The 26,647-nt window shown below is 60.0% G+C and carries 24 protein-coding genes and 1 pseudogene; 11 read left to right on the top strand and 14 right to left on the bottom strand.

Annotated elements, in window-relative coordinates:
- The 9 genes and pseudogenes from GIW04_RS03670 to mrcB form a co-directional block, all read right to left on the bottom strand.
- Nucleotides 1-321: pseudogene (locus tag GIW04_RS03670) on the bottom strand (ferric reductase-like transmembrane domain-containing protein); the annotation flags it as partial.
- Nucleotides 321-1,334, bottom strand: coding sequence for a protein-methionine-sulfoxide reductase catalytic subunit MsrP (gene msrP / locus GIW04_RS03665; RefSeq protein WP_003194130.1), 1,014 nt, complete (start codon nt 1,332-1,334; stop codon nt 321-323). The pseudogene GIW04_RS03670 and the gene msrP, both read right to left, overlap by 1 nt.
- Before the next feature lie 63 nt (nt 1,335-1,397).
- Nucleotides 1,398-2,255, bottom strand: a complete 858-nt coding sequence (gene pssA, locus GIW04_RS03660) for a CDP-diacylglycerol--serine O-phosphatidyltransferase (RefSeq protein WP_003194131.1) — start codon at nt 2,253-2,255, stop codon at nt 1,398-1,400.
- A gap of 145 nt (nt 2,256-2,400) precedes the next feature.
- A complete protein-coding gene (ilvC, locus tag GIW04_RS03655) occupies nt 2,401-3,417 on the bottom strand; it encodes a ketol-acid reductoisomerase (RefSeq protein WP_003194132.1) in 1,017 nt (338 codons plus the stop codon).
- A gap of 46 nt (nt 3,418-3,463) precedes the next feature.
- A complete protein-coding gene (gene ilvN, locus GIW04_RS03650) occupies nt 3,464-3,955 on the bottom strand; it encodes an acetolactate synthase small subunit (RefSeq protein WP_003176102.1) in 492 nt (163 codons plus the stop codon).
- 2 nt (nt 3,956-3,957) lie between these two features.
- The gene (locus GIW04_RS03645; protein ID WP_003194133.1) at nt 3,958-5,682 is read right to left on the bottom strand and encodes an acetolactate synthase 3 large subunit; all 1,725 of its coding nucleotides are present in this window, start codon (nt 5,680-5,682) and stop codon (nt 3,958-3,960) included.
- A 431-nt stretch (nt 5,683-6,113) separates the two neighbouring features.
- Nucleotides 6,114-6,443, bottom strand: a complete 330-nt coding sequence (locus tag GIW04_RS03640) for a YqcC family protein (protein ID WP_034133678.1) — start codon at nt 6,441-6,443, stop codon at nt 6,114-6,116.
- Nucleotides 6,443-7,177 carry a tetratricopeptide repeat protein gene (locus tag GIW04_RS03635; RefSeq protein WP_034133679.1) on the bottom strand — a complete coding sequence of 245 codons (735 nt, stop codon included), beginning with the start codon at nt 7,175-7,177 and terminating at the stop codon, nt 6,443-6,445. Before GIW04_RS03635 ends, GIW04_RS03640 begins: the two co-directional genes overlap by 1 nt.
- A gap of 16 nt (nt 7,178-7,193) precedes the next feature.
- On the bottom strand, nt 7,194-9,518 hold the full coding sequence (gene mrcB, locus GIW04_RS03630) for a penicillin-binding protein 1B (protein WP_003194136.1): 2,325 nt from the start codon (nt 9,516-9,518) through the stop codon (nt 7,194-7,196).
- A 118-nt stretch (nt 9,519-9,636) separates the two neighbouring features.
- On the opposite strand from mrcB, the gene GIW04_RS03625 reads away from it, so the two are divergent.
- The 3 genes from GIW04_RS03625 (at nt 9,637) to GIW04_RS03615 (ending at nt 12,107) form a co-directional block, all read left to right on the top strand.
- The gene (locus tag GIW04_RS03625; RefSeq protein ID WP_094775286.1) at nt 9,637-11,193 is read left to right on the top strand and encodes a bifunctional aminoglycoside phosphotransferase/ATP-binding protein; all 1,557 of its coding nucleotides are present in this window, start codon (nt 9,637-9,639) and stop codon (nt 11,191-11,193) included.
- 92 nt (nt 11,194-11,285) lie between these two features.
- The gene (locus GIW04_RS03620) at nt 11,286-11,630 is read left to right on the top strand and encodes a pentapeptide repeat-containing protein (RefSeq protein ID WP_003194138.1); all 345 of its coding nucleotides are present in this window, start codon (nt 11,286-11,288) and stop codon (nt 11,628-11,630) included.
- A gap of 204 nt (nt 11,631-11,834) precedes the next feature.
- The gene (locus GIW04_RS03615; RefSeq protein WP_003194139.1) at nt 11,835-12,107 is read left to right on the top strand and encodes a TfoX/Sxy family protein; all 273 of its coding nucleotides are present in this window, start codon (nt 11,835-11,837) and stop codon (nt 12,105-12,107) included.
- Between the two features lie 243 nt (nt 12,108-12,350).
- Here GIW04_RS03615 and GIW04_RS03610 read toward each other — a convergent pair whose 3' ends face one another.
- Genes GIW04_RS03610 through GIW04_RS03600 form a run of 3 tightly spaced genes read right to left on the bottom strand, consistent with a single transcriptional unit; the run spans nt 12,351 to nt 15,030 of the window.
- Nucleotides 12,351-13,118 (bottom strand): heme ABC transporter ATP-binding protein, encoded by a 768-nt coding sequence (locus GIW04_RS03610; protein ID WP_120248837.1) that lies wholly within the window; start codon nt 13,116-13,118, stop codon nt 12,351-12,353.
- Nucleotides 13,118-14,155, bottom strand: coding sequence for a FecCD family ABC transporter permease (locus GIW04_RS03605; RefSeq protein ID WP_003194141.1), 1,038 nt, complete (start codon nt 14,153-14,155; stop codon nt 13,118-13,120). The genes GIW04_RS03610 and GIW04_RS03605 overlap by 1 nt, the downstream gene beginning before the upstream one ends.
- A complete protein-coding gene (locus GIW04_RS03600) occupies nt 14,152-15,030 on the bottom strand; it encodes a heme/hemin ABC transporter substrate-binding protein (RefSeq protein WP_003194142.1) in 879 nt (292 codons plus the stop codon). The genes GIW04_RS03605 and GIW04_RS03600 overlap by 4 nt, the downstream gene beginning before the upstream one ends.
- Nucleotides 15,031-15,186: 156 nt before the next feature.
- Between GIW04_RS03600 and GIW04_RS03595 the strand changes: the two genes are divergently transcribed.
- A complete protein-coding gene (locus GIW04_RS03595; RefSeq protein ID WP_120248836.1) occupies nt 15,187-15,504 on the top strand; it encodes a Rieske (2Fe-2S) protein in 318 nt (105 codons plus the stop codon).
- Here GIW04_RS03595 and sfsA read toward each other — a convergent pair.
- Together sfsA and GIW04_RS03585 are read right to left on the bottom strand one after the other, a co-directional pair.
- Nucleotides 15,501-16,214 carry a DNA/RNA nuclease SfsA gene (gene sfsA, locus GIW04_RS03590; RefSeq protein WP_034133684.1) on the bottom strand — a complete coding sequence of 238 codons (714 nt, stop codon included), beginning with the start codon at nt 16,212-16,214 and terminating at the stop codon, nt 15,501-15,503. The two genes, GIW04_RS03595 and sfsA, sit on opposite strands and share 4 nt — an antisense overlap.
- Nucleotides 16,214-17,386: a pyridoxal phosphate-dependent aminotransferase gene (locus tag GIW04_RS03585; RefSeq protein ID WP_120248835.1), complete on the bottom strand. Its 1,173-nt coding sequence runs from the start codon at nt 17,384-17,386 to the stop codon at nt 16,214-16,216. The genes sfsA and GIW04_RS03585 overlap by 1 nt, the downstream gene beginning before the upstream one ends.
- A 320-nt stretch (nt 17,387-17,706) precedes the next feature.
- On the opposite strand from GIW04_RS03585, the gene dksA reads away from it, so the two are divergent.
- The 7 genes from dksA (at nt 17,707) to folK (ending at nt 26,346) form a co-directional block, all read left to right on the top strand.
- A complete protein-coding gene (gene dksA / locus GIW04_RS03580; protein ID WP_003194150.1) occupies nt 17,707-18,150 on the top strand; it encodes an RNA polymerase-binding protein DksA in 444 nt (147 codons plus the stop codon).
- Between the two features lie 83 nt (nt 18,151-18,233).
- Nucleotides 18,234-19,121 carry a tRNA glutamyl-Q(34) synthetase GluQRS gene (gene gluQRS, locus GIW04_RS03575; protein ID WP_120248834.1) on the top strand — a complete coding sequence of 296 codons (888 nt, stop codon included), beginning with the start codon at nt 18,234-18,236 and terminating at the stop codon, nt 19,119-19,121.
- Between the two features lie 62 nt (nt 19,122-19,183).
- Nucleotides 19,184-19,360, top strand: a complete 177-nt coding sequence (locus GIW04_RS03570; protein ID WP_003176118.1) for a hypothetical protein — start codon at nt 19,184-19,186, stop codon at nt 19,358-19,360.
- Nucleotides 19,344-22,298: a sensor histidine kinase gene (locus GIW04_RS03565; RefSeq protein WP_003194154.1), complete on the top strand. Its 2,955-nt coding sequence runs from the start codon at nt 19,344-19,346 to the stop codon at nt 22,296-22,298. The genes GIW04_RS03570 and GIW04_RS03565 overlap by 17 nt, the downstream gene beginning before the upstream one ends.
- Nucleotides 22,299-22,320: 22 nt before the next feature.
- Nucleotides 22,321-23,757, top strand: coding sequence for a sigma-54-dependent transcriptional regulator (locus GIW04_RS03560; protein WP_034133687.1), 1,437 nt, complete (start codon nt 22,321-22,323; stop codon nt 23,755-23,757).
- A gap of 697 nt (nt 23,758-24,454) precedes the next feature.
- Entirely contained in the window at nt 24,455-25,858 is a 1,404-nt protein-coding gene (locus tag GIW04_RS03555) for a polynucleotide adenylyltransferase PcnB (protein WP_003194157.1), read from the top strand.
- Between the two features lie 2 nt (nt 25,859-25,860).
- The gene (folK, locus tag GIW04_RS03550; protein WP_003194159.1) at nt 25,861-26,346 is read left to right on the top strand and encodes a 2-amino-4-hydroxy-6-hydroxymethyldihydropteridine diphosphokinase; all 486 of its coding nucleotides are present in this window, start codon (nt 25,861-25,863) and stop codon (nt 26,344-26,346) included.
- The last annotated feature ends 301 nt before the right edge of the window (nt 26,347-26,647 follow it).

The raw sequence follows: 26,647 nt of genomic DNA, 5'->3' as shown, positions 1-26,647 counted from the left end.
GCTCAACTCTACGCCGAGCTGCGACCAATCCAGCCCCAGGACAAACACACAATAGGCCGCCAGGTGCAGCACGACATAAGCGAAGCACCACAGGCCCAACTGTCGACGCACCGCTATCCACCCCGCCCAACCGCTCAACTTCTGCAGCGGCGTCATGGCAAGTGTGATCAGCAACAGAATCAACGTTCCCAAACCCAATCGATCGACGAGCACCTTGCCAGGGTCAGGCCCCAGCGCGGAACTCCACGCCTCATACAACCAGAGCAATGGCCACACTGCGGCGGCTACAAACACGCCGATGCGCCAGATGGGATAGCGCATCAGTAGTTCTTCCGCAGATCGAGGCCTGTATATAAAGAAGCGACCTCATCCGAATAGCCATTGAACATCTGCGTCTCGCGCACATTCGGACTAAACAGGCCGCTCGGCAGACGGCGCTCCCGCGCCTGGGTCCAGCGTGGATGATCCACCGTAGGGTTCACATTCGCATAAAACCCATACTCATCAGCCGCAATACTTTGCCAGGTGGTTTTCGGCTGCTCACTGACCAGGCTGATCCGCACGATGGACTTCACACTCTTGAAGCCATACTTCCACGGCACCACCAAACGCAAAGGCGCACCATTCTGGTTGGGCAACTCCCGCCCATACATACCCACAGCGAGGATCGCCAGCGGATTCATCGCCTCATCCAGGCGCAGCCCTTCTACATAAGGCCAGTCGATCAAGCCGAAACTTGAGCGTTGCCCAGGCATGCTCTTGGGATCCTGAAGGGTTTCAAAACGGATGTACTTGGCTTTGGAGGTTGGCTCGACCTGCTTGAGCAACGCCGAGATGGGAAAGCCTATCCACGGAATCACCATGGACCATGCCTCGACACAACGCAGGCGGTAGATGCGCTCTTCCAATTCATAGGGCTTCATGAAGTCCTCCAGAGCATAGCGCCCAGGCTTTGCGACTTCACCATCTATCACCACGCTCCAGGGCTGCGTCTTGAGCGAGCCCGCATTCGTCGCCGGGTCGCCCTTGCCTGTCCCGAACTCATAGAAGTTGTTGTAGTGGGTGGCGTCCTTGAACGGCGTGATGGCCTCATCCTTGACCGTCACCGCCTGCCACTTCGTATTCGGAAGTTTTTCGGTAAACCAGCCGGGCGCGCTGCCCGGCTCGACGTCGGCATACCGCGCAGCATCGCCCGCACTGGCCCAACGCGGCAAGCTGCTGGCGGCAATACCGGCAAGCGCACCGCCGAGCAGGCTGCGGCGAGAGAGGTAGAAAGATTCAGGCGTGACATCCGATTCGTGACAATCGGACGCTTTGGGTAATTTGATTAACATGGTAACTCCGCAGCGTTGGAGAACTGATGCACCAATAGACTGCGGAGTATGGGGGAAATTACATTAAGGCAATGTTTTGTCCCGACGCAGACGCAACAAGTACTGAATAGGGCCCGAAGCGGCGTAGGCCAGGAACGCCAGCAGCAGGATACGCGGTGGATCACTGAACACGACCGCGAACACCAGCACCACGACAAGGATGGCCACGAAAGGCACGCGCCCCTTGAGGTCGAACTCCTTGAAGCTGTTGTACTTGATATTGCTGACCATCAGCATGCCGGCCGCCGCCACCATCAGGGCAACCAGGAACGACATCTTCGACCCTTGAATCCCGTAGTCACTGAACGCCCAGACAATCCCCGCGACAACACCCGCCGCTGCCGGGCTGGCAAGGCCGATGAAGTAGCGTTTGTCGGCAGTCCCCACCTGGGTGTTGAAGCGCGCCAGGCGCAAAGCGGCGCCCGCGACATAGATGAAGGCAACCATCCAGCCGACCTTGCCCATGTCACCCAATGCCCAGGCAAACGCCAGCAGTGCGGGAGCGACACCAAAGGCAACCATGTCCGACAGCGAGTCGTACTCGGCGCCGAAGGCACTTTGGGTATTGGTCATACGCGCCACACGCCCGTCCAGGCCGTCGAGCACCATGGCCACGAAGATTGCGATCGCGGCAAAACCGAAGTATTTGCTGGCACTCGCCGCATCACCCGCCGCCAGCGCACTCTGGGCACTCATGGAGTTGATGATGGAATAGAAGCCGGCAAACAGGTTCGCCGTGGTGAACAGGTTGGGCAGCAGATAGATGCCACGATGCCGGACCTTGCGGCCTTCGGCGTCATGCCCTTCTTCGACATGTTCATCGATCGGCAGCATGCTTTCGGCGTCGGAAGCCTGATGTGGCTCTTCGGGACGTTCGCTCATGGACTTTACCTTGCAACGGTGTGAAAAAAATTCGACAGATACTTGCAGCGACTGTTCGCCTGCAAACGATGCAGCTTTATACCAGAACCGGCCCTCCAAACGAAAAAACGCGGCCTAAGCCGCGCTTTCCCTCGATGCGTACGACTTAGTTCTTGGCTTTGTCGACGATCTTGTTGGCACCGATCCACGGCATCATGGAGCGCAGTTGCTCGCCGATGACTTCGATACCGTGAGCGGCGTTGTTACGACGCTTGGCGGTCATCGAAGGGTAGCCGGTAGCGCCTTCGCTGATGAACATTTTGGCGTATTCGCCGTCCTGAATACGTTTCAGGGCGTTGCGCATGGCCTGGCGAGACTCGGCGTTGATTACTTCAGGGCCGGTCACGTACTCGCCGTATTCGGCGTTGTTGGAGATCGAGTAGTTCATGTTGGCGATGCCGCCTTCGTACATGAGGTCAACGATCAGCTTCAGTTCGTGCAGGCATTCGAAGTAGGCCATTTCCGGCGCGTAGCCAGCTTCAACCAGGGTTTCGAAACCAGCCTTTACCAGCTCAACGGTACCACCGCACAGAACGGCTTGTTCGCCGAACAGGTCGGTTTCGGTCTCGTCCTTGAAAGTGGTTTCGATGATGCCGGTACGACCGCCACCCACACCAGCAGCGTAGGACAGCGCAACGTTCTTGGCGTTGCCCGACGCATCCTGGTAGATCGCGATCAGGTCAGGGATACCGCCGCCTTTGACGAACTCGGAGCGCACGGTGTGGCCCGGTGCTTTCGGCGCGATCATGATCACGTCGAGGTCAGCGCGTGGCACAACCTGATTGTAGTGAATCGCGAAGCCGTGGGAGAAGGCCAGGGTGGCGCCCTTCTTGATGTTCGGCTCGATTTCGTTCTTGTACAGCGAGGACTGGAACTCGTCCGGGGTCAGGATCATGACCAAGTCGGCAGCCGCAACAGCAGAAGCAACGTCAGTCACTTTCAGGCCATGAGCTTCAGCCTTGGCAACAGTGGCCGAGCCTTTACGCAGGCCAACAGTCACGTCAACGCCGGAATCTTTCAGGTTGCACGCTTGGGCGTGGCCCTGGGAACCGTAGCCGATGATGGCGACTTTCTTGCCCTGGATGATCGACAGGTCACAATCTTTATCGTAATAAACTTTCATGAGGTTCCTCTATATATCCAGGCCGTAAGGCCATTCGCTAATTGGGTTAGATGCTGAGTACTTTGTCACCACGGGCAATCCCGGTGACACCACTGCGTACGGTTTCCAGAATCGAGGCCGTCCCGATCGACTGGATGAAGCTGTCCAGTTTGTCGCTGGTACCGGTCAGTTGAACGGTATAAACGCTGGCGCTCACATCGACGATCTGCCCGCGATAAATATCGGTAGTGCGTTTGATCTCGGCACGTTGGGCACCCGTGGCCTTGACCTTGACCAGCATCAGTTCGCGCTCGATGTGAGCGCTTTCCGACAAGTCGACCAGCTTGACCACTTCGATCAGCTTGTTGAGGTTCTTGGTGATCTGCTCGATCACCTCATCGTGACCCACGGTGGTCAACGTCAGGCGCGACAGGGTCGGGTCTTCGGTTGGGGCCACGGTCAGGCTTTCGATGTTGTAGTTGCGTTGCGAAAACAGGCCGACAACACGAGACAGAGCGCCGGGTTCGTTCTCCAGAAGCAGGGAGATAATATGCCGCATGATTAAGTACGCTCCGTCTTGTTCAGCCACATGTCGCGCATAGAGCCGTCTTTGATCTGCATCGGGTAGACGTGCTCGCTGGTATCCACCTGAATATCGATGAACACCAGGCGGTCCTTCATGGCGAACGCCTCTTCCATTTTCGGCTTCAGATCTTTCAGATCGTTGATGCGAATGCCGACGTGGCCATAGGCTTCAACCAATTTGACGAAGTCTGGCAACGATTCCATGTAGGAATGGGAGTGACGGCTACCGTAGCTCATGTCCTGCCACTGACGAACCATGCCCAGTACGCCGTTGTTCAAGCAGACGATCTTCACCGGAAGGCCGTACTGCAGGCACGTCGACAGTTCCTGGATGTTCATCTGGATGCTGCCTTCGCCCGTCACACAGGCAACGTCGGCATCCGGGAAGCTCAGCTTCACACCCATGGCCGCAGGGAAACCAAAGCCCATCGTGCCCAGGCCACCAGAGTTGATCCAGCGGTTAGGCTTGTCGAACTTGTAGTACTGCGCCGCGAACATCTGGTGCTGGCCTACGTCGGAGGTCACAAAGGCGTCGCCCTTGGTCACTTCGCACAGGGTTTCGATCACGGTTTGCGGCTTGATGATGCTGCCGTCGCCCTTGTCGTAAGGGAACAGGCCGCGATCACCGCGCCATTCGTCGATCTGCTTCCACCAGCTGGCAACGGATTCCTTGTTCGGCGTTTCGCCGATGTCCTTGAGCGCAGCGACCATTTCGGTCAGTACGCTTTCTACAGGACCCACGATCGGCACATCGGCCTTGATGGTCTTGGAGATGGACGCCGGGTCGATGTCGATATGGATGATCTTGGCATTCGGGCAGAATTTGCTCGCGCCGTTGATCACCCGGTCATCGAACCGCGCGCCCACGGCCAGGATCACATCGGCGTGGTGCATGGTGAGGTTGGCGGTGTAGCTGCCGTGCATACCGAGCATGCCGACGAACTGACGGTCCGAACCCGGGAATGCGCCGAGGCCCATCAGGGTGTTGGTCACCGGCAGGTTGAGCAGCTTGGCCAGTTCGGTCAACGGAGCAGAACCGCCACCCAGAATCACGCCACCACCGGAGTACAGCACAGGGCGCTTGGCCGCCAGGAGCATTTCTGCCGCCTTGCGGATTTGCCCCGAGTGCCCACGCACGGCCGGGCTGTAGGAACGCAGCTTGGCTTTTTTCGGGAAGACGTATTCGAACTTCTCGGCCGGGTTGGTCATGTCTTTCGGGATATCGACCACTACCGGGCCCGGGCGACCGGACTGGGCAAGGTAGAACGCCTTTTTCATGACATCCGGGATTTCCGAGGGATGCTTGATCATGAAGCTGTGTTTCACGATCGGCCGGGAAATACCGATCATGTCGGTTTCCTGGAATGCATCGGTGCCGACCATAGTGCTAGGCACCTGACCAGAGATGATCACCATCGGAATGGAGTCCATATAGGCAGTCGCGATGCCGGTAATGGCATTGGTTGCGCCTGGGCCGGACGTTACCAGTACCACGCCGGCTTTACCGGTGGCACGGGCGTAACCGTCAGCCATATGGGTCGCGGCCTGTTCGTGGCGAACCAGGATGTGGGTAACAGCCGGTTCCTTGAACAGTGCGTCGTAGACATGCAGCAGAGCACCACCTGGGTACCCGTAGATATAGTCGACGCCTTCGTCACGCAAAAAGCGGACGAGCATCTCACCGCCAGATAAAAGCTCCACGTTGTTCACCTCTAAAACGCCAGAATACCGTCCGTTAAAAACCGACGGGTCTTAATAGGTTTACTTCTCAACAGAGCATGAGCGACGGTGGTCGCCGACTACGTCAGCACTGACTGAGCAAGTATTGGGATCGTCCCAAGTGTTGCGGGCTTTTCCCACCCAGCGCGAGGTAACGCGTTGCGGGTGTTACAGGTCGGCGCGGATGTGCGCCTCATGATCTGCTGAGCGGGCCTGCTTCTGGCAGTCCCGATACAGCGGACTTTGGATTCTTCTGTTTCACGCCCTTCAAGTCAAGCAATAATTGCGCTTTTTTCCAACTAAGCGCATGAGAACGTAGAAGAAAGGGCTTTGAGGAGGGATAAAACTCGCCTGAATGTCGTCAAGCGGTAGAAATGTGCGCAAGACTGCCGGAAAAACCGGCAGTCAGGCAATTAACGAGCGTCGACGATCAATTGATCGAACTTTTTCAGCGCGTTACGCAAGCCGAGGCTCTCCCGCGGTCGGTCGGCGTAGACCATCTCGGCCATTTCCAGGATCCCCGACGCATTCGGCAAGGGCAGGTCCTGCTCCAGGATCTGCTTCATACGCGAGAGGAAGATCCATTGCAGCCACTGGTGGAAGTCCAGGGTATCGACGGAAAAGGGCTCGACACTGCTGAGGGCTTCAGCGCCAGGGGAAACTTCATCCCACCAGCCCTGTACGCGCAGTTCGCGCTCGATCAGCAATAACTGCTCGGCGATCGCGGGGAAACGCGCATCCATCAGAGACTGACCTTGGCTTTTTGCCGCGCCTGGGCTGCACCGGCGGCATCCCCTTGGGCGGCACGTGCATCACCGATCAACGCCCACAGGCTGGCTTGCAGGTCTGGACGGCCATTGGCCAGGCTCAGGCCGCGACGAGCGAACTGCTCCGCTTGGGGCGCATCGCCCTGGGCCATGCGCACCTGGGCCAGGCGATAGAGCACTTGTGGCTCACGCGGCGCCACGCGCTGGGCACGTTCAAGGCTCGACGAGGCGCCGTTCAAGTCGCCACCGGCCTGCTGCTGCTGAGCGGTGGTGAGCAACGCCAGCACCGGGCCATCCAGTTGTTCGTCAGCCGACAACCCGCCCGCATTGGACGATGACGGAATACCGCTCGGCGTCGAAGGCATGTTGTAGGTGCCCTGGTTGACCGGCGCGGTTTGAATCGGCGTGGAGTTCACCGGCCCGGAAGTGCTCGGGCCTGGGGTCCATGGCTCGGCACTGATAGGCGCCGAGGTTGCAGCCCCACTGCCTGGCACCATCACCACGACGCCGGAATCCTGGGGAATTGCCTGGGTTGCAGCTTGGGCAGGCCGTTTGACCACGGTCTGACGGAAGCCGCCATTGGCCGAAATGCGGTCGCTATTGGAGACGGACGTGCTTGAGTCCACCACAGGGATAGAGCCGCGCTGCACGCTGGAGCAACCGCCGAGCAAAGCCAGAGCCGTAATTGCTGGAATCCACAACTTGTTCACTTGAAACCCTCTTTGCTTAATTCATCCAGCCCTTGACCCAATCCATCACCGATTCCGCGTCAGCAGGTGTACTGCCACTGCACGCGGCGCCGGGTGGTGGTTCGCTGCCGCGAATATACGGCATCTGCACCGCGCCCGGACAGTTGGCGTCGGAGCCTTGGCCGGTGTGCGGATCAATCCAGGCCTGCACGATATTGTCCGGCTGCGGCATGTTGAGCGGCAACGGATCAGCCTTGCGCATGAAACTGGTCCATACCTGCAACGCGCCGGTCGCACCGGTGAACGGCGTCTTGCCGTTATCGTCGCGCCCCAGCCACACCACGGCCAGTACATCCTGGCCGAACCCTGCGAACCAGCTGTCGCGGGAGTCGTTACTGGTACCGGTCTTGCCGGCCAGGGTCAGGTTCGACGGTAGCACGCTGTAGACCGAACGCCCTGTACCCTCCCGCATCACGCGCTGCATGGCGTTCTGGATCAGGTAAATGGAACCCGCGTCGAAGCGCTGCTGAATCTGGAACGGGTAGCGCTTGAGCGGTTCGCCATCGGCGGTCAGCACACTGCGAATACCGCGCATCGGCGTGTTGAAGCCACCATTGGCCAGGGTCTGGTACATAGTGGTCACTTCCATCGGCGTCATGGCCGCAGCGCCCAAAAGCATGGATGGGAATGCAGGGAACTCACGCTCCACCCCCAGTCGCGCTATGGTTTTCAGGACATTTGGCACGCCTACCTCAAGCCCCAGGCGCGAGGTCGAAATATTGTAGGAATGCGCCAGCCCTTGATACAGGAACACCGTGCCATGGGAGCGGCGGTCGAAGTTCTTGGGGGTCCATACCTGGCCATCCGCACCTTTGACCGACAGCGGGTCATCGGACAGCCAACTGGTCAGCGTGTACTTGCTGGGTTTTTCCAGTGCTGTGAGGTAGACCGCGGGCTTGACCAGCGAGCCAATTGGCCGCACGGCATCCAGTGCGCGGTTGAAACCGGCGAAACTGGCCTGCCGGCTGCCGATCATGGCCTGGACTTCGCCGGTTTCCGGGTTGGTCACGACCATGGCGGCTTCGACTTCATCCGAGCCTTTACGGCCGGTCAGGCGCTTGAAGGTGTCGTTGACCGACGCTTCGGCCTTCATCTGCAGGATGGGGTCGAAGCTGGTGAAGATCCGCAGGCCCTCTTCGGTCAAGTCTTCGTCGCGGTAGTCTTCGCGCAGTTGGCGCTTGACCAAGTCGATAAAGCCAGGGAATGAGCTATCCGCCAGCTTGCCGCGAGTGGTCACACCCAGTGGCATTTTTTTCGCAGCGGCTACTTGTTCAGCGGTGGCGACACCCTGCTGCTCCAGCACATCGAGCACCAGGTTGCGACGTTCAAGCGCACGCTCCGGGTTGCGGCGCGGGTTGTAATAGGACGGCCCCTTCACCATCCCCACCAGCAACGCGACCTGATGCAACTTCAACTCGGACAACGGCTGCCCGAAGAAGAACTGGCTGGCCAGGCCGAAACCGTGCACGGCGCGCTGGCCATCCTGCCCGACGAATACCTCGTTGAGGTAGGCCTCGAGGATTTCCTGCTTGCTGTAATGCAGCTCCAGCAACATCGCCATCATGGCTTCGGTGAGTTTACGGGTGAGGCTGCGTTCGTTGGTCAGGTAGAAGTTCTTGACCAATTGTTGCGTCAACGTACTGCCGCCCTGGGTCATCTTGCCGCCGGAGGTGTTGACCCAGATAGCACGGGCGATCGACTTCGGCGAGACACCCCAGTGGCTATAGAAATCGCGGTCTTCGACAGCGACCAGGGTTTCCAGCAGGTACGGCGGCACCTGATCGAGCTTGATCAGGATGCGATCTTCAAGGTTTTTCGGGTAAATACCGCCGATCAGCAACGGTTCAAGACGCACCACCGGCAGCTTGGAGCCATTGAGCGACGACAGCTCAGCCACATAGTCGCCAGAGAAACGCACGCGCACCGGCTGGGCTTTTTCCAGGCCTTCGTAGAACTGGAAGCCACGGGTGTTCAGGTCGACGGTATTACCGCTGACCGCCGCAGCGCCGGGGCCATTGCTCACAGGTTCGCGGCGGTAGCCCAGTGCATCGAGCTCGGTGAGGAAATCTTCCTTGCTGAGCTTCTGGCCAGAGAACAGTTCCAGCGGGCGTGCATACACCTTGGCCGGAATCGTCCAGCGCTTGCCGGAGAATTTTTCCTGCACCACGGCATCGAGGTACACCGCAAGGCCAGCGACCGCCACAAGGCCCACCAGGCCAAGCTTGATCACCCAGCCCAGCCAAGGGCGCGGGCCGCGGGAAGGAGGTTTTTTACGGGAACGGGGAGATCGGGTTCGAGTCATGGCGGCGGATTATACGCACTTTATTGATGATCAACATGAGCCGGACAGCGGTTTGCACGACTGGCATCAGCAGCCATAATGCCCCCCATGATTTTCCCCAGACTTTGAAGGATCGCCCGTGAGCCAGACCCTGATCGCTGCCCTGCAAAACCCGGCCTTGTACCCTCATCCGGTTGACGCGTTTCAAGTCATCGAGACCCATATTTCCTGGGTGATACTGACGGGCCCCTATGCATATAAGCTGAAGAAACCGATGAACTTCGGCTTCCTGGACTTCACCAATCTGGACGACCGCGGGCATTTCTGCCGCGAGGAACTGCGCCTCAACCAGCGCCTGACCGAAGATTTGTATCTTGAAGTGTTGCCGATTACCGGCACTGCCGAGGCACCGCAACTGGGTGGCGACGGCCCGGCCATCGAATACGCGCTGAAAATGCGTCAGTTCCCGCAAAGCCAGATGCTCAGCACCCTGCAAGCCAACGGCGAACTGACAAGCGCGCACATCGATGAGATGGCCAAACAGATTGCCCAGTTCCACCTCCATGCCCCTCAAGTCCCACAAGACCACCCGGCCGGCACGCCGCAGGAAGTAATGGCGCCGGTACGCCAGAACTTTGACCAGATCCGCCCGTTCCTCAGCGACAAGGCCGACCTGACGCAACTGGAGGCTCTGCAAGCCTGGGCTGAAAGCAGCTTCGAACGCCTCAAGCCTCTGCTTGCGCAGCGCAAGCTCGACGGCTATACCCGTGAATGCCACGGCGATATCCACCTGGGCAACGCCACCCTGATCGATGGCCGCGTGGTGATCTTCGACTGCATCGAGTTCAACGAGCCTTTCCGCTTTACCGACGTGTACGCCGACACCGCCTTTTTGGCCATGGACCTGGAAGATCGCGGCCTCAAATGCCTGGCACGGCGCTTTATCAGCCAGTACCTGGAACTGACCGGTGACTACCAGGGCCTGGAACTGCTGAACTTCTATAAAGCCTACCGTGCGCTGGTGCGCGCCAAGGTTGCACTGTTCAGCATGCCGAGCGAAGCCAACCCGGTGCAACGCGCTACCACCCTGCGCCAGTACCGCAACTACGCCAACCTGGCGGAGAGCTACAGCACCATTCCTTCGCGTTTCCTGGCAATCACCCACGGTGTTTCAGCCGTGGGCAAGAGCCACGTGGCCATGCGCCTGGTCGAAGCCCTGGGCGCCATCCGCCTGCGCTCGGATGTAGAGCGCAAGCGCCTGTTTGGCGAGCAGCAGGTGGAGAACACCCTGCAGGCCGGCATCTACAATCAGGACGCCAGCGCTGCCACCTACGCACGCCTGAACGAGATTGCCGACACCGTGCTGCGCGCCGGCTACCCGGTAGTGCTGGATGCCACGTTCTTGAAACGCGCACAGCGTGACGCCGCCGCCCAGGTTGCCGAAGCCACTGGCGCGCCGTTCCTGATCCTCGACTGCAACGCCCCGCACGCCGTTATCACCAGTTGGCTGGCCCAACGCCAGGCGGATAAAAACGATCCGTCCGACGCCACACTGGCCGTTATCGAAGAACAACAAGCCAGTCGTGATCCGCTGACTGCCGAGGAGCTGCTGCTCAGCAAGCGTGTCGAGACCAATGAAAGCGGGACGCTCGACGCCTTGGTCGGGCATATCCGCCAGCGTCTGCCGGGCCTGTAAGAAATATTTCTTGGTCGTGTCGCCGTCTTCGGCGCGCGACCTCGCGATAGTGGCACTATACTGGCTCCATAACACCAGCCAGAGTCGCGATCATGAGTCAGCCCAAGCTTCTTGATACCCCGCTCTACGCCCTCCTGCATAAGGACGATATCCGCGGCTTCAACCAGGAGCGCCCTGAGAACGGCACCATCGACATGCGCGGTGGCGACTTTCGCGGGTTGGACCTGCGCGACCTGAACGCCACGGGTGTTGATTTTACCGACGCCTATTTTCGCTCTGCCGACCTGCGCGGCCTGGACTTGCGTGGCTGCTCACTGGAAGGCGCCAGCCTGGCCCATGCACAGATTTCGGGTGCTTATTTCCCGCCCGAACTCACGGCTGACGAAATACTTATGTCAGTCAATTTCGGTACTCGCCTGCGCTACCGCACCAAGTAACCCCACACACTGAGTGACGGCCACATCCCCTGCCTGGCGGGCGCGTTGCGCCTATCTGCGAGCAAGCGCCGTCGCGCCATTCTTATAAGCTTTTCAGCCCTTCCTGACCAAAGAACCACGCTTTTCCTACTGAGCGCTACACTCATTTTCAGGCTGCCTGGTCACGACACCCACCGCACCATTCGGCCAACGCAAGGAGGCTTGATGAACGATGAGCTGCAACACCTGAAAAACCTTGGCAAGACGTCAGCGCAGTGGCTGCATGCGGTGGGCATCCACAGCGCGTCCGACTTGCGTCGGCTGGGGGCGGTCGATGCCTACCGAGCCGTGCGCACGCGCGGGTTTCGAGCCTCGAAGGTTCTGCTGTATGCGATTGAAGGGGCATTGATGGATGTGCACTGGAACGACATACCCACGGAGCGCAAGGAGGCCTTGAACCGTCAGTTGGAAGCGATTTCAGTGCATCAGAAGAACTAGAGTGGCACTCAAACCCAGTGTTTACGGGCATTACAAACGAGCGTTTGAGAAAACTACATGAGCCAGAAAAACAAATGTTGACTCTCAAATGAGAATCGTTATGATTATCACAACTGGTCGCGAGATCAGCCGATAACTGAAAGACCATTGGTTCGGACTCTCAGATTATCTCCTCATCAGGCTAATCACGGTTATTTGACCCGGCTCTTGCCGGGTCTTTTTTTGCCCGTGAATTAACCCGCCTCAGCGCGCAATGATCAGCGGATGCCCACGCTCCGGATGCAGCTGTACCAGCACATCCAGGCCGAATACAGCCTTGAGCGGCTCAGGTTGCAAGACTTTGGAGGGCGTATCCAACGCGTGAGGGCGGCCGTTTTCCAGCAACAGGATCCGGTCGCAGTAACGCGCTGCCAGGTTCAAGTCATGCAGAATGACCAGCACCGCAGCGCCTCTGTCGGCGAAATGTCGGATAGCTTGTAAGGTGGTGTGTTGGTACAGGGGGTCGAGCATCGACGTGGGTTCATCCAGCAACAATGTCTGCCCCGCTTCACCTGGCCATAACTGCGCCAATACCCGCGCCAGGTGCACACGTTGCCGCTCGCCGCCGGACAACGCCAGGTAACTGCGGCCACTCAGGTGGCCGACATCCGCCGCTTGCAGGGCCGCGCTGATGATTTCGTCGTCGCGCACTCGCCCGGTCTGATGGGGCAAGCGGCCCATGCCCACCACCTCTTCGACACGAAAAGCAAAATCCAGGGTGGAAGATTGTGGCAGTACCGCCAGGCGCTGGGCACGCTGCGCGCCGGTCATGTGCTTGAGCGCCTGGTGATCCAGCCAGACCTTGCCCTGATCCGGCTGCAACTCCCCGCACAGCGCCCCAAGCAAGGTACTTTTGCCGGCGCCATTGGGGCCCAGAACGCCCAGCACTTCGCCCGGCAAAAGGTCCAAGGTGATATCGGCCAGCACGGTTTTCCCACCACGCCGGATCTGCAACGCTTCTACCCGCAACATCAGGCGCGCCCTCGTAACAATAAATAGAGGAAAAACGGCGCACCGATAAACGCGGTGACAATACCGATCGGCAGCTCCGCCGGCGCCAACGCCAGGCGCGCCACCAGGTCCGCAAACAACAGCAGGCTCGCCCCCGCCAATACTGAGGCCGGTAACAACACCCGATGATCCGGCCCCGCCAGCAACCGCACCAGATGGGGTACCACCAACCCGACAAAACCAATCATGCCCGCCGCCGCCACTGCAGCGCCAACGCCTAAAGCCGTACAGAACACCAGCTCACGCTTGAGCCTTTCAACATCAATACCCAGATGATTGGCCTCAGACTCACCCAACAGCAGCGCATTCAGCGCCTTGGCCCGGCGCGGCAACCACAGCGCCACGCCCGCACTCACCAGCAGCAAGGGCCACAACCGCGAGTAACTTGCGCCATTGAGGCTGCCCAGGTTCCAGAACGTCAGGGTGCGTAACGTGGCGTCGTCGGCCAGATAGGTAAAGAGCCCCACCGCAGAACCGGCCAGGGCCGTCAGGGCGATACCGGCGAGCAACATCGTCGCGACATTGGTCTGGCCATTGCGACGTCCCAGACGATAGACCAGCGCCGTAACGCCCAGGCCGCCGAGAAATGCGCACAGCGACAATAGATACGGCCCGAATGCCTCCGGCAGCCCGCCAAAGAACGAGCCACCAACAATCGCCACCGCTGCCCCCAACGCTGCGCCGCTGGATACGCCAACCAACCCTGGATCGGCCAGCGGATTGCGAAACAACCCCTGCATCGCCACACCCGACAACGCCAGCACACCGCCGACCGCCAGCCCCAACAGGGTGCGCGGCAAGCGAATCTGCCCCAGGATCAACTCGGCCTGCTCCAATCCTTGCGGCTCAATAGGTACGCCCATCAGTCTTAACGCAGCCCTGAGCGTGTCCACTAACGGCAGGCTGACCGGCCCCAGTGCCAATGAGAGCCAGATCGCCAATACACACAGCAGCGACAGCCCGATAAACAGCGTTTTTGGCTTAACCAGAGTGGTCATGGAGCAGGCTTGGCCTGGGACGGATAAAAGCCGGCAGACAGTTTCTCCAGGCTTTGCGGCAATCGCGGCCCCAGGCCACCTACCAGCAAGGTCGGATCCAGCTCAAAGACTCGGTCGCTCTTGGCTGCCGGCGTAGAAGCAAGGATCGGATTTTCCTTGAACAAGGCGGCACGCGCCGCGTCCCCGGTCAGGGCGCGATCGGCAAACACCAGCACCTCAGGATTCAAACCGGCCAGCGATTCCACGGAAAACGGTTTATAGCCCACATGCGTGGCCAGATTACGCCCACCAGCCTGCTGCAACATCCAGTCAGCGGCCGTGTCCTTACCGGCGATCAGCGGCTTGCCACCGGCATGGCCGAGCAGCAACAGCACACCTGGAGCCTTCTGTGTAGCCTGGGCCTTGGCCACCCAGTTTTTTTGCTGCGCCAGCGCCTGCTCATACCCGGCAAACAAGGCATCAGCCTGGGCCTCACTACCGAGCAGTTTCCCCAGGTGTTCAAGGTTGCCTTTGAGCGTGGGCAAATCCGGCTGGGCCGAGAATATATCCACCTGCACCCCGGCGCTGCGAATCTGCGCCAGCACGGGCGGTGGCCCCATTTCCTCCGTGCCCACCAGGATTTGCGGGCGCAGGCTGAGAATGCCTTCGGCCGACAACTGCCGCTGGTAACCAATGCTCGGCAAGGCCTTGAGCGACGCCGGATGCTGACTGGTGGTGTCCACCCCCACCAGCTTCGACTCACCGCCCAGGGCCGTCACCCATTCCGACAGCGCACCGCCGGCACTGACCCAGCGTTGCGGCAGTTCAGAGGCGTGCACCCCAGGGTTGACCAGCAGTGAGGCAACAAGCGCAATAGCGCTGGTACTCAGACGCATAACAGGGTTTCCTTCCTAGGGCAGGGCCACTCAAGCACTCATTGATGTGACAGATTACCCCTGCCATGCATCGTATTGAGCACCCAGTCATCTGACGGGCGAAGCAGGCATTTGATAATTGTTTGCATTTGCACGTCAAGGCACTTAAGGATTGAAATGAAGTTTCTCTGCGCCTCCGGCGACCTCGCCCCCAACAGCAGCCGCGGTTTTGATATCGATGGCCACAGGCTGTTGGCGGTGCGCCGGGACGGCATTGCGTACTTCTATCTCAACCGCTGCCCCCATCGCGGCATCCCGCTGGAATGGCAGCCAAATCGCTTCCTCGATGAAAGCGCCAGCCTGATCCAATGCGCCACCCATGGCGCGTTGTTCCTGATTGAAAGCGGCGAGTGCATCGCCGGGCCTTGCGCAGGCCAAAGCCTCACCGCCCTGCCCGGCCGCGAAGACGAACAGGGATTGTGGGTCGATCTCTAGTCGCCCAGCAGCACCTTCAGCCGACGCTCGACGTAAATCTCCTGCGGCGTAACCCGTACGCCATAGGCCAACACCTCTACACCTGCAGCCTTGGCCTCACGTAGCGCTGCCGCATAACCGGCGTCGATTTCCACCGCCGGGCGCACCGCGTCGATCCCCGACAGGTTCACGCAATACAGCTGCACGGCCCGTATACCGTCGCGCGCCAGATGCGCCAGCTCACGCAAGTGCTTGGCACCGCGCTGGGTCACCGCATCGGGGAAAGCCGCCACCGAGCTGCCATCAAAGCCCAGGGTGACGCTTTTGACCTCAACAAACGCAGCACCCTGGGGGTAATCCAGGCGAAAGTCGATACGGCTTTTCTCCTGGCCATAAGGCACCTCACGCTTCAACGCAGTAAAGCCATTGAGCTCAGTGATCACACCGGCCAGCAAGGCTTCTTCCACCAACTGATTGGCACGCGCGGTGTTGACGCACGCCAGCCGGCCCTGGGGCGTTTCGGCAATCTCCCAGGTGCCCGGCAGCTTACGCTTGGGGTCCGTGGAACGGCTGAACCAGACCTGGCCACCTTCGACCATGCAGTTGAGCATCGAGCCGGTGTTAGGGCAGTGAATGGTGAGCAACTCGCCGGTAAGGGTTTCGATATCGGTGAGAAAGCGCTTGTAGCGGCGGATCAGCCGCCCTTCTTCAAGAGGAGGATTAAAACGCATCAGCCTTGCCAGCTCCGCAAACCACGGGCGATCCGCTCCACCGCTTCTTGCAGCCGATCGAGATTTTGCGTGTAGGCAAAACGCACGTGATGGCCCGCCTGGTAGCGACCGAAATCCAACCCGGGCGTAAAGGCCACATGCTCGGTTTCGAGGAAATGCCGGCAAAACGCGAAGGCATCGCCGCCGAACGCGCTGATATCGGCATACAGATAAAAGGCACCTTCGGGCTCCACGGCGATACCAAACCCCAGCTCACGCAGGGCCGGCAGCAGGAAGTCACGGCGGCGACCAAATTCGGCACGGCGCTGCTCCAGAATCTCCAGGGTTTGCGGGGTGAAACAGGCCAACGCGGCATGCTGGGCCATGCTTGGCGCACTGATGTAGAGGTTTTGCGCCAATTTCTCCAGCTCACCCACCGCTTCAGGCGGCGCCACCAGCCAACCGAGGCGCCAGCCGGTCATGCCGAAATACTTCGAAAAACTATTCAGGACAAAGGCGCCATCATCGACTTCCAGCACACTGGCGGCGTCCGTGCCGTAGGTGAGGCCGTGATAAATCTCGTCGACCACCAAATGACCGTTGCGCGCCTTGATGGCGCCCGACAGCCCAGCCAACTCGTCCCGGGTGAGGATCGTGCCGGTGGGGTTGGCGGGCGACGCCACCAGTGCGCCGACACTGTCCTGGTCCCAATGCCTGGCCACCAGATCGGCGGTCAACTGGTAACGTACGTCTGGGCCGACCGGCACCAATTGCGCCGCGCCTTCCACAAGGCGCAGGAAGTGTCGGTTGCAGGGGTAGCCTGGGTCCGCCAGCAGCCAGTGCTTGCCCGGATCCACCAGCAAACTGCTGGCCAGCAATAACGCGCCGGAGCCACCGGGGGTGATCAGAATACGCTGCGGATCGATGCTCAAACCGTAGCGTTGCTGGTAGAAACCGCTGATGGCTTCGCGCAATTCGGGCAAGCCGCGGGCAGCGGTGTAGCGCGTTTTACCGTTTGCCAACGCGGCTTGGCCGGCGCGGATGATCGGCTCGGCGGTGGTGAAGTCCGGCTCGCCGATTTCCAGGTGGATCACGTCGTGACCGGCGGCCTGCAGCTCATTGGCACGCGCCAGTAACGCCATGACATGAAAAGGTTCGATGGCGCGACTACGCGCACTGTAGGGCTGAGCCATTAGCCTTCCTTAGACGGTGAGGACAAAATCTGGATTCTACCGAACCCTCACGGTAAAACATGCTCTATTGCCTGATTGGGGCTGCAAGTGCACCCTGCGCGCGCTCGTAAAACAGCTAAAATCAACATTCGAGGCAATACATACCCAGTCATGGCGGGCTGCTGCGGTTTGCATCCCCTTTGCCCTGGACCTCGACAACCGGGAGTAGCGCACCCTGAATCTATCTGGTAAGTTCGCCCGCTTGCAGCCGCAGGGCCGGCAGGTGTCGGTGACGTTGCAATCCTGCGCAATGGATTAGAAGAGTGAGAGGCGGTCTATTCATGTCCACCCAAGCAAAGCAACAGCAGACTCAAGGCCTCGGCGGCTTCGAACCCTATGTCGAAAAAAAGGGCGAGGAGTACATGGGCGAGCCCATGCGCGAGCACTTCACCAAGATCCTCAACAAGTGGAAACAGGACTTGATGCAGGAAGTCGACCGTACGGTTGACCATATGAAGGATGAAGCGGCCAACTTCCCTGACCCGGCCGATCGTGCCAGCCAGGAAGAAGAGTTCGCCCTCGAACTGCGCGCCCGCGATCGCGAGCGCAAGTTGATCAAGAAGATCGACAAGACCCTGCAACTGATCAAAGACGAAGAATACGGCTGGTGCGAATCCTGCGGCGTCGAAATCGGTATTCGCCGACTGGAAGCCCGCCCAACCGCGGACCTGTGCGTAGACTGCAAGACCTTGGCTGAAATCAAGGAAAAACAGGTCGGCAAGTAACGTTGCCGAGTTGAACAAATGGAGCGTGCGAACGCTCCATTTTTGTTTCTGGCGTTTACCGGTTATGCAGTAGTATCCGGGCCATGACAGCCTCTACTTATATCGGGCGCTTCGCCCCCACACCCAGCGGCCATTTGCACTTCGGCTCCCTGGTTGCCGCCCTCGCCTCATACCTCGATGCACGCGCCCACCATGGCCGTTGGTTGATGCGCATGGAAGACCTTGACCCTCCCCGTGAAGAGCCCGGCGCTCAGGCGGCGATCCTGCATGCGCTGGAAAGCTACGGCTTTGAATGGGATGGCGAACTGGTTCGTCAGAGCGAGCGGCATGATGCCTACGCCAAAGTACTGAACGATATGTTCAACCACGGCCTGGCCTACGCCTGCACCTGCTCGCGCAAGCAGTTGGCGCCCTACAACGGGGTTTACCCAGGCTTGTGCCGCAATGCCGGCCACGCCCAGCAAGACGCCGCCATCCGCGTGCGCGTGCCCGAGTTGGAGTATCACTTTATCGACCGCGTCCAGGGCGAGTTCCGGCAGCATCTGGGCCGCGATGCCGGCGACTTCATCATCCGTCGCCGCGACGGCCTCTACGCCTACCAACTGGCGGTGGTGCTCGACGACGCCTGGCAAGGGATAACCGATATCGTGCGCGGCGCCGACCTGCTCGACTCCACACCGCGCCAGCTGTACCTGCAAGAGCTGCTTGGCCTGCGCCAGCCACGTTACTTGCATGTACCGCTGATCGTGCAGCCAGACGGCAACAAGCTGGGCAAGTCCTACCGCTCTGCACCGTTGACAGCCGACCAGGCCACGCCTTTGCTACTCAGAGCACTGCGCGCCCTTGGCCAACAGACTGACACGCAATTGCTTCACGCAAGCCCACGAGAACTGCTGGATTGGGGCATTGCACACTGGGACGCCACCCGCATCCCGCGCACGCTGACCCTGGCCGAAGCGCAATTGAGTTGAAGGCGCTTGCAGGTTGCCAGCCATCCGTTAACATCGCGGCAGATTTTTAATCAGAGGCCAACATGTACATCTATCGTTTGGTCCTGCTGCTGGTCGTCGGGATCTACCTGTTCTCCCCCGCCATCATGGATTGGTGGATCGACGCCACGGGCGCCTGGTATCGCCCTTATCTGCTGTGGCTGATCCTGATCGTCGTGACCTTCATCCTGCAGAGCCAAAAAGATGCCGATGAGCTTTAGTCTCACCCAGATGCTGCTGATCAGCGCCGCCTACCTGGCTGCGTTATTCGGCGTGGCCTGGATCAGTGAGCGCGGAATGATTCCGCGGGCGATCATTCGCCATCCGTTGACCTACACCTTGTCCCTGGGCGTGTACGCCAGTGCCTGGGCGTTCTACGGCACGGTGGGGTTGGCCTATCAGTACGGCTACGGCTTTCTCTCCAGTTATCTTGGGGTGTCGGGCGCGTTCCTGCTGGCGCCGGTGCTGCTGTACCCGATCCTGAAAATCACCCGGACGTACCAGCTGTCTTCCCTGGCCGACCTGTTTGCCTTTCGCTTTCGCAGCACCTGGGCCGGCGCGCTGACCACCATCTTCATGTTGATCGGTGTGCTGCCGTTACTGGCCCTGCAGATCCAGGCGGTGGCCGACTCCATCAGCATCCTGACCCGCGAGCCCGTGCAACATCGGGTTGCCCTGGCGTTCTGCGCGCTGATCACCTTGTTCACCATCTTCTTTGGTTCTCGCCATATCGCCACCCGCGAGAAACACCAGGGCCTGGTGTTTGCGATTGCCTTTGAGTCGGTCATCAAGCTGATCGCCATCGGCGGCGTCGGCCTTTATGCGCTCTACGGCGTGTTCGACGGGCCGCAACAGCTGGAGCTGTGGCTGCTGCAAAACCAGACCGCCCTCGCCGCCTTGCATACGCCCTTGCAGGAAGGCCCATGGCGTACGCTGCTGCTGGTGTTCTTCGCCTCGGCGATCGTGATGCCGCACATGTACCACATGACCTTCACCGAGAACCTCAACCCGCGCTCGCTGGTCAGCGCCAGCTGGGGCTTGCCCCTGTTCCTGTTGCTGATGAGCCTGGCGGTGCCGCTGATCCTGTGGGCCGGCCTGAAACTGGGGGCCACCACCAACCCTGAGTATTTCACCCTGGGCATCGGTATTGCCGCCAACAGCCCGGCCCTGGCGCTACTGGCGTATGTCGGCGGGTTGTCGGCCGCCAGCGGGTTGATCATCGTCACCACCCTGGCACTCTCGGGCATGGCGCTTAACCACTTGGTACTGCCGCTGTACCAGCCGCCGGCTGAGGGCAATATCTACCGTTGGTTGAAATGGACCCGACGCGCGCTGATCGTCGCGATCATCATGGCCGGCTACGCGTTTTATCTGCTGCTGGGCGCCGGGCAAGACCTGGCCAACCTCGGCATCGTCGCGTTTGTCGCCACCTTGCAGTTCCTGCCGGGCGTGTTGTCGGTGCTGTACTGGCCGACCGCCAATCGCCGTGGCTTTATTGCAGGGCTGCTGGCCGGGATCCTGGTGTGGACCGTCACCATGCTGCTACCGCTGGTCGGCAACTTGCAGGGCTTCTATATCCCGTTGCTGAACATGATTTACGTGCTGGACGACACCAGTTGGCACATGGCTGCCATCGCCTCGCTGGCCGCCAACGTACTGATGTTTACCCTGATCTCGCTGTTCACCAACGCCAGCGCCGAGGAAACCAGCGCCGCCGAAGCCTGCGCGGTGGACAACGTGCGCCGCCCGCAACGCCGCGAACTGCATGCGGCCTCGCCCCAGGAGTTCGCCACGCAACTGGCCAAGCCCCTGGGCGCCAAGGCCGCACAAAAGGAAGTCGAACAGGCGCTGCGTGACCTCTATCTGCCGTTTGACGAGCGCCGCCCCTATGCCCTGCGCCGCCTGCGTGACCGTATCGAGGCCAACCTGTCCGGGTTGATGGGGCCGAGCGTGTCCCAGGACATGGTGGAAACCTTCCTGCCCTACAAGGCCGGTGGCGAAAACTACGTTACCGAAGACATCCACTTCATCGAAAGCCGGCTGGAGGATTACCACTCGCGCCTAACAGGCCTGGCCGCCGAACTCGACGCCCTGCGCCGTTACCACCGCCAGACCCTGCAGGAACTGCCGATGGGCGTGTGTTCCCTGGCCAAGGACCAGGAAATCCTGATGTGGAACAAGGCCATGGAAGAACTCACCGGTATCGCCGCCCAACGGGTGGTGGGTTCACGCCTCAATACCCTGGGCGATCCATGGAAAGAGCTGCTGCAAGGCTTCATCAACCTGCCGGACGAGCACCTGCACAAGCAACACTTGGCCCTCGACGGCCAGACCCGCTGGCTCAACTTGCACAAAGCCGCCATCGATGAACCCTTGGCACCGGGTAACAGCGGCCTGGTGCTGCTGGTGGAAGACCTGACCGATACACAAATGCTCGAAGACAAGCTGGTGCACTCCGAACGCCTGGCCAGTATTGGGCGCCTGGCAGCCGGCGTGGCCCATGAAATCGGCAACCCGATCACCGGTATCGCCTGCCTGGCGCAAAACCTGCGCGAAGAGCGCGAAGAAGACGGTGAAATCACCGAAATCAGCGGGCAGATCCTCGAACAGACCAAGCGGGTTTCACGCATCGTCCAGTCGCTGATGAGCTTTGCCCACTCCGGCGCCCATCAGAATCAGGACGAAGCGGTGTGCCTGGCCGAAGTGGCGCAGGATGCCATTGGGCTGTTGGCCTTGAACCGGCGCAATTTCGAAGTACAGTTCTTTAACCTGTGCGATCCGGACCATTGGGTCGATGGCGACTCACAACGCCTGGCCCAGGTGCTGATCAACCTGCTGTCCAACGCCCGAGACGCGTCGCCGGCCGGCAGTGCTGTACGTGTCAAGAGCGAGGCTTTCGAGCATACGGTCGACCTGATCGTGGAAGACGAAGGCAGCGGCATTCCACAGAACATCATGGACCGATTGTTCGAACCCTTCTTCACCACCAAGGACCCCGGTGAAGGTACCGGTCTGGGCCTTGCACTGGTCTATTCCATCGTTGAAGAGCATTATGGACAAATCACCATCGACAGCCCGGCTGACACACAAAGCCAACGCGGCACCCGTATCCGGGTGACCTTGCCGCGTCATGTCGAAGCGACGTCCGCTGTGAACTGAGACCGTCGAGAGAATTGAATCAATGCCGCACATTTTGATCGTCGAAGACGAAACCATTATCCGCTCTGCCTTGCGACGCCTGCTTGAACGTAATCAGTACCAGGTCAGCGAAGCCGGCTCGGTGCAGGAAGCCCAAGAGCGATTCAGCATTCCCACGTTCGACCTGATTGTCAGTGACCTGCGCCTGCCCGGCGCCCCGGGCACCGAGCTGATCAAGCTGGGCCAGGGCACCCCGGTGCTGATCATGACCAGCTACGCCAGCCTGCGCTCGGCGGTGGACTCGATGAAGATGGGCGCGGTGGACTACATCGCCAAGCCTTTCGATCACGACGAAATGCTCCAGGCCGTGGCCCGCATCCTGCGTGACCGTGTGTCGGCGAGCAGCGCGCCTGCCGAGCAGCGCCCCACCGGCAAGGCCAGCGCCAGCGAAAAACCGGGTGTCGACAACAGCAACGGCGAGATCGGCATCATCGGCTCCTGCCCACCGATGCAGGACTTGTACAGCAAGATCCGCAAAGTGGCGCCGACCGACTCCAATGTATTGATCCAGGGCGAATCGGGCACCGGTAAAGAACTGGTGGCCCGCGCCCTGCACAACCTGTCCAAGCGTGCCAAGGCGCCGATGATCTCGGTGAACTGCGCGGCGATCCCCGAATCCCTGATCGAGTCCGAGTTATTCGGCCACGAGAAAGGGGCGTTCACCGGCGCCAGCGCCGGGCGTGCGGGCCTGGTGGAAGCCGCGGACGGTGGCACCTTGTTCCTCGATGAAATTGGCGAACTGCCCCTGGAAGCCCAGGCGCGGTTGCTGCGCGTACTGCAAGAAGGCGAAATTCGCCGGGTCGGTTCGGTACAATCGCAGAAGGTCGATGTTCGATTGATCGCAGCGACACACCGAGACCTCAAGAGCCTGGCCAAGATCGGCCAGTTCCGTGAGGACTTGTATTACCGCCTGCATGTCATCGCGCTCAAACTGCCAGCCCTGCGCGAGCGCGGCGCCGACGTCAACGAGATCGCCAACGCGTTCCTGTTGCGTCAAGGCGCGCGCATTGATCGCACCGACCTGAAGTTTGCCGCAGACGCCGAGCAGGCGATCCGTCACTACTCGTGGCCAGGGAACGTGCGTGAGCTGGAGAACGCCGTCGAGCGCGCGGTGATTCTGTCGGAGAGCCCGGAGATTTCCGCCGAGTTGCTGGGCATCGACATTGAGCTCAGTGACCTGGACGACGACGATTTCATCGGCCTGGCCCCGCAGCAGGGCGGAGCCAGCAATACCAGCCATGAACCGACGGAAGATTTGTCACTGGAAGATTACTTCCAGCACTTCGTGCTCGAGCATCAGGACCATATGACCGAGACCGAGCTGGCACGCAAGCTGGGCGTGAGTCGCAAATGCCTGTGGGAACGCCGTCAGCGCCTGGGCATTCCACGGCGCAAGACCGGGGTGGCCAGCGAAAGCTGAGGGCGCAGCCCCACAGGTAACACCTGTTGATGTGAAAAAACTGTTACCGCTGACTTTTCACGTAACAAAAGCCGGGGCTTACGGTAACGAAGCCCCGGCTTTTTTTTGGCCCTCAAACCGGCGAAACCCGCCCAACCCCCCGGTTTTGCTGGGCGGCACAAAAGTTGGCACGCACCCTGCTATATGCTTAGTACAAAAACAATAACAAGCTTTGTACAAGACAATAAAAATAAGACGAATCGACTCACGCATAACAAAAACAACACGGCGGAGGCGCAGCTAACTGATTCTTTTGGAGAGGCGTTGCATTTGGGGCTTGCCCCGCAACCAGGCCGAGAACAACAAAAACTGCCCTAAGGCAGAGCCTGAACTGGTTGGATCGTAGATCAGCAACACAGCGACCAAAGCAATCCGTTTGCTCTTGACTCCCGATTGGGAGTGTCATGAAGGTGAAGCTTTATGGCGAGGGCGATCAACAAAAACAAGAAGCCCGACATCAATAATAAAAATAGAGCACGCAACTACTTCTGGGGGAGCTTCGGCTCCCCTTGTAGTTTCCGGGATTTGACCTTCAAACGCTTATGGCGCAATGCCCTTAGCTTGTTCCTACACCATCCCCCGACTAAATGCTAGAATCCCCGCCCATCATGCGGTCATTCTTCGTTATGGCCGAACATTCCTTCAAACAGTGCATCCCATGCTGAAGAAGTTGTTCCAGTCATTCCGTTCTCCCTTGCGTCGAACGCAACACAAACGCAGCACGCCTGAAGTGCTCAATAGCAGCCAGCATTCGCTGCAGCGCGCTCAATTCAGCCGTTATGCAGTGAACATCGTCGAACGTTTGCAGAACGCCGGCTACCAGGCCTACCTGGTGGGTGGTTGCGTACGCGACATGTTGCTCAACATCACGCCCAAGGATTTCGACGTCGCTACCAGCGCCACGCCTGAACAAGTGCGCGCCGAGTTTCGTAATGCACGAATCATCGGCCGGCGCTTCAAGCTGGTGCATATCCACTTTGGTCGCGAAATCATCGAGGTCGCGACCTTCCGCGCCGGTCACCCGCAAAACGATGAAGAGGAAGACACTAACCAGTCTTCCCGCAACGAGAGCGGGCGCATCCTGCGCGATAACGTCTATGGCACTTTGGAAGAGGACGCGCAACGCCGCGACTTCACCATCAACGCCTTGTATTACGACCCGGTCAGCGAGCGCATCCTCGATTACGCCAACGGCGTACACGACATTCGCAACAATCTGATCCGCCTGATCGGCGACCCGACGCAGCGCTATCAGGAAGACCCGGTGCGCATGCTGCGCGCCGTGCGATTCGCGGCAAAGCTCAACTTCGGCATCGAAAAGCACACCGCCGCGCCGATTCGCGAACTGGCGCCGATGCTGCGGGAAATCCCCTCGGCGCGCCTGTTTGAGGAAGTGCTCAAGCTGTTCCTTTCGGGCTACGCCGCCGACACCTTTGAAATGCTGGTGGACCTGCAGTTGTTCGACCCATTGTTCCCGGCCAGCGCCGAGGCCTTGGAGTACAACCCGACGTACACCCACACTTTGATCAGCGAAGCCTTGATCAACACCGACCTGCGCATCAAGCAGAACAAGCCGGTGACCCCGGCGTTCCTGTTTGCTGCCTTGTTGTGGCCGGCCCTGCCCAAACGCGTACTGCGCTTGCAGGACCGTGGCATGCCGCCGATCCCGGCCATGCAGGAAGCGGCTCACGAGCTGATCGCCGAACAGTGCCAACGCATCGCCATCCCCAAACGTTTCACCATGCCGATCCGCGAAATCTGGGACATGCAGGAGCGCCTGCCACGCCGCAGCGGCAAGCGCGCCGATCTGTTGCTGGACAACCCGCGCTTCCGTGCCGGCTACGACTTCCTGCTGCTACGTGAAAGCGCCGGCGAGCAGACCGATGGCCTGGGCGAATGGTGGACCGATTATCAGGACGCCAATGACAGCCAGCGCCGCGAGATGATTCGTGAACTGGGCAGCAAAGGCGATAGCGCCGGCGAAGGCCCGAAAAAGCGTCGCCGCAGCGGCACCAAGCGTAAACGCAGCAGCGCCGATGCCTCGGGCGCTGCGGGCGAATAAACGTGGAACGTATCTACATCGGCATGGGCAGCAACCTGGCTGCCCCGCACCAACAATTGCGCAGCGCGATCCAGGCGCTGGCGCAACTGCCTGGCACCCAGCTCGCCGGTGTGTCCGCCTTCTATCAAAGCGATTCATTGCTGCCAGGCCAACCGCGTTACACCAACGCCGTTGCGGCGCTGGACAGCCACCTGGCGCCGTTGGACCTGCTCGATGCGCTGCAAGCCATCGAGAACGATCAGGGGCGCGAACGCCTGGAACGCTGGGGCCCACGCACCTTGGACCTGGATATCCTGCTGTTCGGTGATCGCCTGATCGACGAGCCGCGCCTGAAAGTGCCGCACTACCAGATGCATGTGCGCGCGTTTGTGCTGTATCCGTTGGCTGAGCTGGCGCCAGCCGACCTGCATCTGCCTGACGGCCAGCGTTTAAGCGACCTGCTCAGCGCCTGCCCGTTCGTCGGCCTGGAACGCCTCCCGCAAGAATGACTCGGTCAATGTGGGAGCTGGCTTGCCTGCGATGCAAGCGACTCGGTGTATCAGCCACACCGAGTTGATGCCATCGCAGGCAAGCCAGCTCCCACATTGGATATTCAGTGCGGCCCAAACCCGTGCTCAACTTGCTGAATCGCGTCAGTAACAGCGGTAACACCGCCATCGTAACAATGCGGTAACACATCCAATTGACTTCCCGTGTCCTCCTCACGACTATAGGCGTCCCGCTGCCGCCAACCCGGCGCGACAGGGCGCAATCCAGGCCTTATAAGCACTGCTTTCAAGACAGTGCGCC

This window comes from Pseudomonas sp. PA-4-8C, from assembly GCF_021606625.1.
GTDB classification, from domain to species: Bacteria; Pseudomonadota; Gammaproteobacteria; order Pseudomonadales; family Pseudomonadaceae; genus Aquipseudomonas; species Aquipseudomonas lactis.
The sequence above is the reverse complement of the archived record's forward strand: the minus strand, read 5'-3'. Positions and strand labels throughout refer to the sequence as shown.